This is a genomic window from Bacillus sp. 2D03 (genome assembly GCF_003946765.1).
GTDB lineage: Bacteria > Bacillota > Bacilli > Bacillales > Bacillaceae_G > Bacillus_A > Bacillus_A cereus.
This window is the reverse complement of the sequence record NZ_RPSJ01000033.1, coordinates 1-10460: the sequence shown is the minus strand read 5'-3', so window position 1 is coordinate 10460 and position 10460 is coordinate 1. Positions and strand designations below refer to the sequence as shown.

The following is a 10460-nucleotide window of genomic DNA, read 5'->3' as shown; positions in this document are numbered from 1 at the left end:
TGAAGTGCACCCCAATTGTTAGACACATAACTAACAATTGGAGGTGCATTTTTTATGGCTAAATTTTCTTCAAAAGATAAAATAAAAGCAGTAAAACGATATCTAGAAGGTACGGAAGGCGGAAAAACCATTGCTAATTCTATAGGGGTTCATCCTAGAGAACTTTATCAATGGATTAAACGGTTTGAATTTTCAGGGGAAAAGGCGTTTGAAAAACGCTATACAACTTACCCTCTCGAGTATAAACTAGATGTAATTCATTATATGAATGAAAATGGGACATCTCTGAGAGAAACAGCTGCTTTTTTTAATATTCCTTCTTGCGAAACACTCCGAAAATGGAAAGTAGCTTATGAAACAGAAGGATTAGATGCCCTAAAATCAAAGAAAAAGGGGCGTCTAACCATGGCCAAAGAAAAAGCTAAGCTACAACATTTAAAACAAAACGAAGTATTTCTTGAAGGTTCTATAGAAGCGCTACAAGCAGAGAATGAACGTCTGCGTATGGAAAATGACTATTTAAAAAAGTTGAATGCCTTAGTTCAAAAGAAGAAAACATCACAGACCAAGACAAAGCGCAATTGATTTATGAATTAAGGCATAAATATAAGGTCGTTGACCTTGTGAAAGTCGCTAATATCGCTCGTAGTACGTATTATTACTGGATGAAACAAGCGAAACGTCCAGATAAATATAAGAAAGTTAAAGAATTAATTAAAGAGATTTTTAGTGAGAATTTTGGGAGGTATGGTTATCGTCGTATTACATTGGAATTACGTAATCGAGGCCATGCATTAAATCATAAAACCGTTCGACGTTTAATGAATATCCTGGGATTAAAATGTCTTGTTCGATTAAAAAAATATCGTTCATATAAAGGGACTGTCGGGAAATTCGCTCCTAATATTTTAAAACGTAATTTTCACGCATCAAAACCAAACGAGAAATGGGTAACAGATGTGACGGAGTTCCACTTACATGGTAAAAAACTATATCTATCACCCATTTTAGACTTATATAACGGAGAAATTATAGCTTACAATATAGAACATAGACCTGCCTATTCCCTTGTTTCTAAAATGTTAAATAAGGCGTTTCAATGTTTGAATGATAAGGAAACTCCTATTTTACACTCGGATCAAGGTTGGCATTATCAAATGCGACAATATCATCAGTCGCTTAAAAAACATAACGTTATCCAAAGTATGTCCCGTAAGGGAAATTGCTTAGATAATGCAGTCATGGAAAATTTCTTTGGCTTATTAAAGTCTGAATTACTTTATCTTAAAGAGTTTGAAAGTATGGAACAATTTAAGCAAGAACTAGAAACTTATATTCATTACTACAATCACAAAAGAATTAAAACAAAACTAAAAGGATTGTCCCCTGTGCAATACAGAGTTCAATCCTTAGTAGCTGCTTAATATATTTGTCTAATTTTTTGGGTTCAGTTCAAAAATAGGTGGGCTTTTTAATGCAGAAAAAAAGACACCCAAAGGTGTCTTCTGACTTGAATTAACGTTTTAGACCGGACGGTTCGGTCTAAAATAGAGTTAAGATATTAACAAATTAATTTTCTTAATATTCACCTGTAGCATATTCTCTCTTATTCTTTTAGTTAAAAATAATAAATAGCAATCACTGCTAGCGAATTATTAATCATGTGCATTATAATTCCCACATATAAACGCCCGGTTAACTTATAAGTACAACCTAAACCAATTCCCAAAAGGAAATATGGAATTGTTTCTAAAGAAAGAAGACTAACATGCATACCTGCAAAAATAGCTGAAGAAACAAGTACACCTAACCAGGAATTTTTAAAAATTCCATGCTGTATAACACCACGATAGACAATTTCTTCACCAATGGGTGCTACTAGAGCAATAGAAAATGCGAAGACTAAAATGGGTAACGTTACTTGGCTTTCTAATTCAACTTGATTAGATGACTGAAAACTTATAAAGTCTGCTAGTAACAGCGGTAGGGATTTACATACTACAGTTAGTACTAGACCTAAAAGTAAGCTTTTTGGCAAACTCATCGTAAAATTATTTTGATTTGTAAAAGGCTCTTTAGATCCACGATAATAAAAATAAATTATTAGAACAACTAACAAATCAATTGCGTCAAACGAAATGCTCATCCCGCCAAACTGTTCATCACTAATGAAATAAACTAGTGCGATAAGTTGCTTTAAAATCATATAAAACACAAAAATCCCTAACGATATTGCCGACATTTTATTGAATCGACATTGTTTTTTTAATATACCAAACACAAAAAATCCTCCTTGAAATAATTTTAATTCGTAGAACATGATAACAAAGTCTAACTTCTTTTGCACTACTTATATAATAAAAATACAATTTAAATATATCTAAATTATATAATATCAACTTAGATATATTTAAATAAATGGTAATAGGGGTTACCATTTACTACACCTACGGAAATAGGCGTGCTTTCTATTCATAAAGAAAAGACACCCAAAGGAGCCTTCCTCCGACTTGAATCATCTTAATTTAAATAATATGGGGCCCGCTAACATATTAAAAAGTACACATTTACGAATCATGTCTGGACCAACTCTATCAATTTGCTATACTTATATTTGGAAGTTTTATACATATAGGTGAAGGAAGGAAATTAGTTGAGGCAAGTACGTGTTGATCCAGATAAAATGGAAGAGAATTTTTCACAGACAGAAAATATGAGCCGAATGATTATGTATGGGGAACTGTTTCTACAGTTGTAGGTGGCACTCCTAAAGTTATTGGTCGAGTATTTGGTAAATATGGAGAGTTAGAGCAAAAAGCGAAGGATTTAGGAAAAGTATCAAAGGTAACTGAAGAGATTGGATGGAGTATGCCAAGAGGTGGCGGCGTCATTGATGGACGTAAGTACTCTGAACATGCACTTGAAAGAATGGCACCTGATACAGTTCAAGTTCGAGCGGAGCTTACAAAACGAGCACGTGAGCGAGCTGAAAGAAAAGGGTATACATTCGGATCAGATAAATACATGGAAGAATTAAAAAAAGTTGATCCTCGAGGAATGACTCCAAATGTAGTTGAAGATATTATAAAAACGGGCACTCGCAAACCAGGAGACAATCCTGGTACTTGGAAATACGTTAGAGACGAAGGCTACGTAGTTATAAATGATAAAGGTGACGTTATCACAGTTGTTCCCGCAAAGAAAAAAGAATAGAATGAATAGCATGAATAGCATAGTAAGTAATCTATGACAAAAAGGTTGAGGAATATTGGATATTAAACATGATAAGTATGAGTTACTAGAAATTTTCGAAAGCGAACCAGAAGATTACTATATTCCAGGTGCAGGTGCGTATCGATATAGTAAAATTGATAAACTTGGATTTGAACTGGTTATGAATATGTTCTATTATGATGCAACAGTTGAATTAATAATGCTATACGAAGACAAACGTATCATAGAAACCAAGATGGAATCAGTGAAAGAAATATATACTCGTAATGATTCACTATACATTCTAGGTACAGAAGAAAAGAAAAAAATCGAAGTAAAATTCAAGCCACATTTTACAGTTACAATAAATGAGTTTTAAAAACTTGAAATCAATGTTCGTAAATATTCTGAACATGCTTTAGAAAGAATGGCTCCGGATACAATACAAGTTCGAGCTGAATTAGAGGCACATGCCAAAAGTAGAGGGCTTGTACGTAGTACACAGAAATTTAAAGAATTTGTTAATCCTAGAGGTATCACAACTTCTGTAGTAGATTTTCTGTGCCTTTCCATTGGAAAATCAAGACTGATATAAAAAATGAGTAGAAAAAACAAGGCTTTTACTTCGTGGATACCACTACAAAGTAAGAGCCTTGTTTCATTATATTTGTTCATACAGTTTTCCTTGTAGTCTTCTGTTTTCATCCTTCAATCTCTTATTCTTTATCAATTTTTCGAACAGGTTGATAGCAAAAGTTTTTTATACAAAATAACATCAAAAAATACGTCTTGAACAAGTATGAAAAAAGAAAGCTGAAGGGCAAGTAATCCTTTTGGAATCATTTTAAGAGAAAATGATAAACTGATCGGAGACATTTCATTAACTCAAATTGTTAGGGGAGACCTCCAAAGCTGTTATACAGGATTTACTTTAGATAAGGAGCATAATGCAAAGGGCTATACAACAGAGGCTCTTCAACTTGTTGTATATTTTGCTTTTAGGGAATTAAAGCTACATAGAATTGAAGCAGGAGCAATGCTTGATAATATAGCATCTATTCGTGTATTAGAAAAAGTCCTACATAAGGGGACTTTTTCTAATACATATAGATTAAAATAATAATAGAAATTTTTTATTTTTTTCCACAACTATTAATTAAATCATATTGTTTAGAAATCATTTCATTTCGAATTTGATCGAGATGTTTATGTAATGTTTCTTTTATTGCACTACCTGTTTTGCTTTCAAAACTTTTGTTTAATTCAATTCCTTGTTCAGATAAACTTTTGCATACATCATGAAATGCTTCTTTGTTTTTTTGAATGGCATGTTTTTGGCTTGCTACTATGCTATTTGTTTTGAATGCTACATCAGTTTTTAAAAGTGATTGTTGCAGTTCTTTTTCTAATTGCTTTTTAACAGCTTGCAACTCATCTATAATAGTTCCAACTGCACCAACTGTAGCTTTCTCTATTTCTTTCTCTATTTTTTGAATTTCCCCTATAAAATCCATCATATTATCTCGCCGCCAGTCCTTCAAAATTTGTTCCTAATTGATTATCTTTATCTCGTAATGAATTAGCTACATAAGCAATATCATCTCCAAAATGAATCAATTCTTTTTGTTTTTTCCGTAAAAGATGAATTAGTTCTTCTGCTAGTTGTATATCATGAAAATAGTCTTTTCCGTTTTGGGATATTTTCGCAACCTCTCTAATTGCTTCATCTACTTCATGTTCTTCTAACAGATGATATTTTCCTCCAGGGCCTGTCTCATGCTTCAATTGACTCTTTAATTTCGCAACTTCCTCTTCCTCTTCTTCTTGTTGTTGGAATGTTTCTATATTTCTAATAATATCAGATAATATATCGCTTATTTTTTGTATCTCTTTTGCATGACGAATGATATCATCTGGTTCTAATTCTAGTCGAACACTACCATTATTGTGGAACATTTCTAGAAATGTTGACATTGGATGTTGTCCCATAAATACAGCCGCGAGAATACTATCTGTTCCATTACTTTTTGTTGTAAATTGTTTACCAATCATAGGTGCTCCAAATTGATCAAAATTTCCTACAGCATCTTTTCTATGAGTATAATCTACTACTTTATTTTCCATTACGCCTTCATCTACTCGTTTTTTTGCTTTATCACTTAGTAATCTATAAATATTTGGTGCAGCATATGTTGTTGCATAACAATTCATTTCTGCTGCTACATATTGGGCTTCTGCAGCACCTTTACTATGTCCGGTAGTGTGAATAGATGTAGGGTTATATTTTTTCTTAATTTTTTCTGCAAATTCTACTGCACTATCAAATGATGTCGGTACCTTTTCACCTGCTACACCAAGGTTCTTTTTCTGTCCAAGTGTAATTTGAACTATATCTGTGGTTTTATCTCCATCGAATCTACCAAATTCAGTACCGCGGTATGCAACGATTACATCGTCATACTGTTTTTTACCAGATTTATACTTATCTGCGGGTACTACAGCGATTGCTTGTAATCCATTTTTCACCTTTGTGTGATCTGCATCGAAGGTGTCTATTACCTTCCATAATTTACCGTCAATTCCTTTTATCTCTTTCCCTTCTTCCAAATAATCTTTTTTATAAACCATACTTGAAAGCTCAAAATAATCTTCATCTGTCGCAATGGTATTCTTTTTCAATTCATTCATCTGCCTCAACTCACTTCGTGGTATATTTTAAATATATTTAATGATAAGGGGAATAGGAATGAAAAAAGCAATAATTATTATAATATCCATAATTTTCATTATAACAGGAGGTTATTTAGGAATGGAATACTTACAAAAAAAAGAACAAGAGGGACTGTTTTGGAAACAACAAGAGACAAGAATTGAGAAATACATTCGTTATAATATTAAAGATGTGCAATCGATTACCTTCACAAAACATGAAGTAAATCCGATGGGAGTTCCTTCTGTGGATGGATATATAAATAATGATAAAGAATTGAATTTCTCAGCTAGTATTAGTACTACGAAGAATTTTGAAGATAAACTTTCACGTTCTGGAAAATTAGGGGAACTTGTAAAAAAACCTGAAAAATCAGTATCTGAAATTGAAAAAGAAGAGAAGGAAAAGAAACAAGAGTAGTCTTTGCACTACTCTTATTTTCTGTATCCCATTTTTAAGAAGAATGCATTGGTAAGTTTTTTATAAGGAGATTTTCAATGAAGAAAGTAATGATTTTGGTTGTATCTGCTGTGGTGCTCATAGCAGGAGGATATTTTACTATGGAATACTTAAATAAAAAAGAACAAGAAGAAAAGTTTTGGAAAGTACAAGAGGCACGAGTAGAAAAGTATATTCACTATAATATTAAAGATGTAAAATCGATTACATTTACAGAAAATAAGATAAGTCCAATGGGAGTTCCTCATATAAAAGGTTATATAAACAATAATAAAGAATTAGATTTTATAGCTAGTATAAGTACAACTAAAAACTTTGAAAATAAATTTACGCGTTCTGGAGAATTAGATGAAATGATAAAAAAACCTGCAAAATCTGTATCTGAAATCGAAAAAGAAGAGAAAGAAAAAAAACAAGAGTAGTCTTTGTACTATTCTTGTCTTCTCTATCCCATTTTAAGAAGAATACATTGGTAGGCTTTTTATAAGGAGATTTTCAATGAAGAAAGTAATGATTTTGGTTGTATCTGCTGTGGTGCTCATAGCAGGAGGATATTTTACTATGGAATATTTAAAACAAAAAGAAATTGAAGAGAAGTTTTGGAACGAGCAAAAAGAACGAGTAGAAAAGTATATTCACTATAATATTAAAGATGTAAAATCGATTACATTTAGAGAACATAAGGTAAGTCCAATGGGCGTTCCTCATATAAGAGGTTATATAAATGGTGATAAGGCATTATGGTTTGATACTGGTATAGGTACTACGGAAAATTTTGAAGATGATTTTGGATGTTCTGGGGAATTAGATAAACTTATAAAAAAACCTGATAAGTCGGTATCTGAAATTGAAAAAGAAGAGAAGGAAAAGAAACAAGAGTAGTCTTTGTACTATTCTTGTCTTCTCTATCCCATTTTAAGAAGAATACATTGGTAGGCTTTTTATAAGGAGATTTCCAATGAAGAAAGCAATGATTTTGGTTATATCTGCTGTGATACTCATAGCAGGAGGGTATTTTACTATGGAATACTTAAAACAAAAAGAAAAAGAAGAACAATTTTGGAAAGTACAAGAGGCACGAGTAGAAAAGTATATTTATTATAATATTGAAGATGTAAAATCGATTACGTTTATAGAAAAGGGTGTAAGTCCTATGGGAGTCCCTAAATTAAAAGGTTATATAAACAATAATAAAGAATTAGATTTTATAGCTAGTATAAGTACAACTAAAAACTTTGAAAATAAATTTACGCGTTCTGGAGAATTAGATGAAATGATAAAAAAACCTGCAAAATCTGTATCTGAAATCGAAAAAGAAGAGAAGGAAAAGAAACAAGAGTAGTCTCTTTAACTACTCATGTTTCTTTATTCTAGGGGTACCGCCCATCACCGTTAAGCTCACAGAACAGGTTGCTCTTAAAATGAACTTCATTGCTATAAAAGACTCTAATTTTTCGTTTTGGGGCAAATATTATATAAAATAATAGCTATCTCTGAATCACTAGTTTCAAAAAGCCTTCACGCAATAATGATTGCATGAAGGCTTTTGATGTGTGCTTATTTTTTTGTCTCGTTAACCCATGTAATAATGTCCTGGATGACGTATTCGGGAACGTTAGCAGGGATTTCATATTCACTAGGGAGGCTTAATTCTCCGTCACCCTCCGTGAAGAAATGATTCAATTTCGGATATTTTTTGAACTGAACATTCCCGCGGTTTGAAAGTCCTTTCTGCCATTTTGTATATTCATCTTTTACTGTTACTTGATAATCACGTGCTCCTTGCAGAATGAGTAAAGGCTCTTTTCGTGATTTTGCCTCTTCAACTGGACGCCACCTAGAAACATCATACATAAAATGAGGTGACCCAAAATTGTAGTCAGCTGGAGGATGGTCAGGATTGAAAGTAGGATCCTGAATAAAAGCGACCTGCCTTTTTAGTTCGTCGATTTCTTCCTTTGACGCCCCAAGGTATTGAGAATGATCAATAGCAATGTCAGTCAAAGGGCGTGCAGGTGGTGCGAGTAAGATGCTTCCTCGGACAAGTGTGGAAGGCGCTTTGCTCAGTATACGTGGCATTGTGCCAGCTCCTAGACTATGTCCAAGAATGAAAATATTATTTGGATCAATGCCTTCCTGCTGCGCTGCTGATTTTGCTGCAAATATAGCATCATCTGTAGTATCACGGTCTAACGTAACAGGTTCTGTACTCATCTTTAATGCATGTTCTAAGGTGCGTTTTTCATAGCGCAACACTGCAATTCCGTTGGATGAAAGGCCCACCGCAATGTCTCGTAAGATTTTTGTTCCCATATATGTGCTATCGCGATCATGGATGCCAGCACCATGAACAAGAACAACTACGGGCAGTTTTTCACCACGCTTATGTTTCGGAACTGTTAATGTCGCTGGTAACGGATAGGTGGAATTTCCAATGACGATTTCACGTTCTTGATAGGAGTCAGGTTGATCATAGCTAGGATGCGGGATAGTATAAGATTCCTCGGGTGGCCTTTCTCCAATTTCATCTACTTTCCCGCCAGGTGTGAATTTAAGGAGTAGCGGTATGGTAGTTCCTTCGGTATCTGCTGGAATTTCCACCGTCTGATGGACCAAGTTTCGTTCTTTTATCACGGGGATTCCCATGCTTTTTATCCCGCTCCAACCACTTTGTGTCCACCAGTTTTGTAATGTGGTTGCTGTAAATTTGGATTGAAAAGCAGCAGACGTCAACTGTATTGCCTCTGCATACTTACCTTTCTGGAGATATTCAAAAAATAATGATGTACGCTCCGTTAAAGAGACTAGTTTCTTTTCAGCAGATTGTTCCTCGCTTGTATCTGCGTGAATAGTTGTTGTAAGCGAGAAAGATGAAATGCCTAAAGAAAAGAGTAGGATAAAGGTAAGTACTGATCTTTGTATTTTCTTTTTTGCATTCATGTTTTAACCTCCAATATGTGATGGCAAAAAACAAGTATGGTAATTAGAATTCTGGTACAAAAACTTTAAAATACTTGCAAGTAATCTCAAAAACTTGGACATACTAATATTATTATTCTAAAAAAACGTCAATTTCTTCTCTTGTCACATGTATATTAATCCCAAAAATAATCTTTTTTCCTTCACTTTATATTTTGATTATACGAAGCAAAGCTCTCGTTTTTCTTACTTGATACTTACAAATTCCTTAAGTAGAGGATATTTTAAAATCTTAGCTTGATGAATATGTAGCGGTACTCTTATGTTAAGAGATAGCTTAAGGAACGAGGATTATATTGTTTTTATAAAGAGTTGATGCTATGTTTGTTTTGTAACATATGGTGTTTTATGCATGTAGGAGGATTTATTGAAGAAATTATTAATATTGTTTTTATTAGCTACATTTTGTCTACAGATTACAGGATGTTCTAATAATATGGGTACACTAAGGGAGAAGTCTAAAACTTCAACACTTGTGAAGTTTAACCGCATCAATAAAGGGTGGTACAAACATATGTAATAGTTTGTATCACCCTTTGTTGATGTTAGAAGTCATAAGGAAAAGGTTGATAGTTAGATATTTTTCATAAAGAAAAGACACCCATATAAGAGTGTCCTTTCTAATAGTTTTTTAGCAGAAGCAACTGCATCCGATAATGATTAATAGTATAAAGAGTACAACAAGCAAAGCAAATCCTCCAGCAAAACCACAGCCTTCTCCGCAACTACCACCATAGTCCATAATAGTTCCTCCTTTAGGTAAGGGGATTAAAACTAAGGTTCATTCATGTATTTTAACGGGTTCACTTTACTTTATGTTTTTAAGAATGAATGGAGTAGGTCCTTTTGAAAATAAAGAAAAGCCCCCCTAAAGTGCCTTCCTTCGACTTGAACCATCTAATTTTAATAATATATTGGACTCCCATCAGAATACTATTTTACTATGTTAATTTTTTTGTTCATTGAGGGGTACCGCCACACATCCATCAACTTAAGGTATATTTTCAAACAAAATGCGGTCTTTCCATATAGTTTTTTATTATCTTTTGTAGATTTTATAAAAGCGGGCATATCAAATAAACCCTGACGGGTTTCAATT

13 protein-coding genes and 2 pseudogenes are annotated in these 10460 nt (G+C 33.4%); 9 read left to right on the top strand and 6 right to left on the bottom strand.

Going from position 1 to position 10460, the window contains the following annotated elements; all coding sequences use genetic code 11:
* Positions 1 to 54 precede the first annotated feature (54 nt).
* A protein-coding gene (locus EBQ15_RS30625) for an IS3-like element ISBth167 family transposase (protein ID WP_085966826.1) occupies positions 55 to 1424 on the top strand; the annotation gives its coding sequence in 2 pieces (ribosomal slippage) (positions 55 to 520 and positions 520 to 1424; 1371 coding nt in all).
* Between the two features lie 194 nt (positions 1425 to 1618).
* Here EBQ15_RS30625 and EBQ15_RS30620 read toward each other — a convergent pair.
* Positions 1619 to 2281, bottom strand: a complete 663-nt coding sequence (locus tag EBQ15_RS30620) for a CPBP family intramembrane glutamic endopeptidase (RefSeq protein ID WP_000467043.1) — start codon at positions 2279 to 2281, stop codon at positions 1619 to 1621.
* Between the two features lie 401 nt (positions 2282 to 2682).
* Here EBQ15_RS30620 and EBQ15_RS31950 point away from each other — a divergent pair.
* Positions 2683 to 3213 (top strand): annotated as a pseudogene (locus tag EBQ15_RS31950) (hypothetical protein); the annotation flags it as partial.
* Between the two features lie 55 nt (positions 3214 to 3268).
* Entirely contained in the window at positions 3269 to 3592 is a 324-nt protein-coding gene (locus tag EBQ15_RS30610; protein ID WP_000351757.1) for a hypothetical protein, read from the top strand.
* Here EBQ15_RS30610 and EBQ15_RS30605 read toward each other — a convergent pair.
* Positions 3589 to 3918, bottom strand: coding sequence for a hypothetical protein (locus EBQ15_RS30605; RefSeq protein ID WP_000845490.1), 330 nt, complete (start codon positions 3916 to 3918; stop codon positions 3589 to 3591). The two genes, EBQ15_RS30610 and EBQ15_RS30605, sit on opposite strands and share 4 nt — an antisense overlap.
* 38 nt (positions 3919 to 3956) lie before the next feature.
* Here EBQ15_RS30605 and EBQ15_RS30600 point away from each other — a divergent pair.
* Positions 3957 to 4333, top strand: a pseudogene (locus EBQ15_RS30600) (GNAT family N-acetyltransferase); the annotation flags it as partial.
* A 13-nt stretch (positions 4334 to 4346) separates the two neighbouring features.
* Here EBQ15_RS30600 and EBQ15_RS30595 read toward each other — a convergent pair.
* Together EBQ15_RS30595 and EBQ15_RS30590 are read right to left on the bottom strand one after the other, a co-directional pair.
* Positions 4347 to 4730: a hypothetical protein gene (locus EBQ15_RS30595; protein ID WP_000968627.1), complete on the bottom strand. Its 384-nt coding sequence runs from the start codon at positions 4728 to 4730 to the stop codon at positions 4347 to 4349.
* A 1-nt stretch (position 4731) separates the two neighbouring features.
* Positions 4732 to 5901, bottom strand: coding sequence for an alpha/beta hydrolase family protein (locus EBQ15_RS30590; RefSeq protein WP_001004184.1), 1170 nt, complete (start codon positions 5899 to 5901; stop codon positions 4732 to 4734).
* 58 nt (positions 5902 to 5959) lie between these two features.
* Here EBQ15_RS30590 and EBQ15_RS30585 point away from each other — a divergent pair, with 58 nt between their 5' ends.
* From EBQ15_RS30585 to EBQ15_RS30570, 4 genes are all read left to right on the top strand, one after another.
* On the top strand, positions 5960 to 6343 hold the full coding sequence (locus tag EBQ15_RS30585) for a DUF1433 domain-containing protein (RefSeq protein WP_000709122.1): 384 nt from the start codon (positions 5960 to 5962) through the stop codon (positions 6341 to 6343).
* Between the two features lie 77 nt (positions 6344 to 6420).
* Entirely contained in the window at positions 6421 to 6804 is a 384-nt protein-coding gene (locus EBQ15_RS30580; protein WP_000757433.1) for a DUF1433 domain-containing protein, read from the top strand.
* 76 nt (positions 6805 to 6880) lie between these two features.
* Complete coding sequence (locus EBQ15_RS30575; protein ID WP_000757432.1) at positions 6881 to 7264, top strand: DUF1433 domain-containing protein; 384 nt, start codon at positions 6881 to 6883, stop codon at positions 7262 to 7264.
* Positions 7265 to 7340: 76 nt separating this feature from the next.
* Complete coding sequence (locus EBQ15_RS30570) at positions 7341 to 7724, top strand: DUF1433 domain-containing protein (RefSeq protein ID WP_000710033.1); 384 nt, start codon at positions 7341 to 7343, stop codon at positions 7722 to 7724.
* Positions 7725 to 7939: 215 nt separating this feature from the next.
* On the opposite strand, the gene EBQ15_RS30565 is transcribed toward EBQ15_RS30570, so the two are convergent.
* Positions 7940 to 9322: an alpha/beta hydrolase family protein gene (locus EBQ15_RS30565; RefSeq protein WP_000992192.1), complete on the bottom strand. Its 1383-nt coding sequence runs from the start codon at positions 9320 to 9322 to the stop codon at positions 7940 to 7942.
* 406 nt (positions 9323 to 9728) lie between these two features.
* Here EBQ15_RS30565 and EBQ15_RS31380 point away from each other — a divergent pair, with 406 nt between their 5' ends.
* Positions 9729 to 9881: a hypothetical protein gene (locus EBQ15_RS31380; RefSeq protein WP_000734751.1), complete on the top strand. Its 153-nt coding sequence runs from the start codon at positions 9729 to 9731 to the stop codon at positions 9879 to 9881.
* Between the two features lie 111 nt (positions 9882 to 9992).
* Here the strand turns inward: EBQ15_RS31380 and EBQ15_RS30560 are convergent, their stop codons facing one another.
* The gene (locus EBQ15_RS30560; RefSeq protein ID WP_000384438.1) at positions 9993 to 10103 is read right to left on the bottom strand and encodes a YjcZ family sporulation protein; all 111 of its coding nucleotides are present in this window, start codon (positions 10101 to 10103) and stop codon (positions 9993 to 9995) included.
* Positions 10104 to 10460 lie beyond the last annotated feature (357 nt).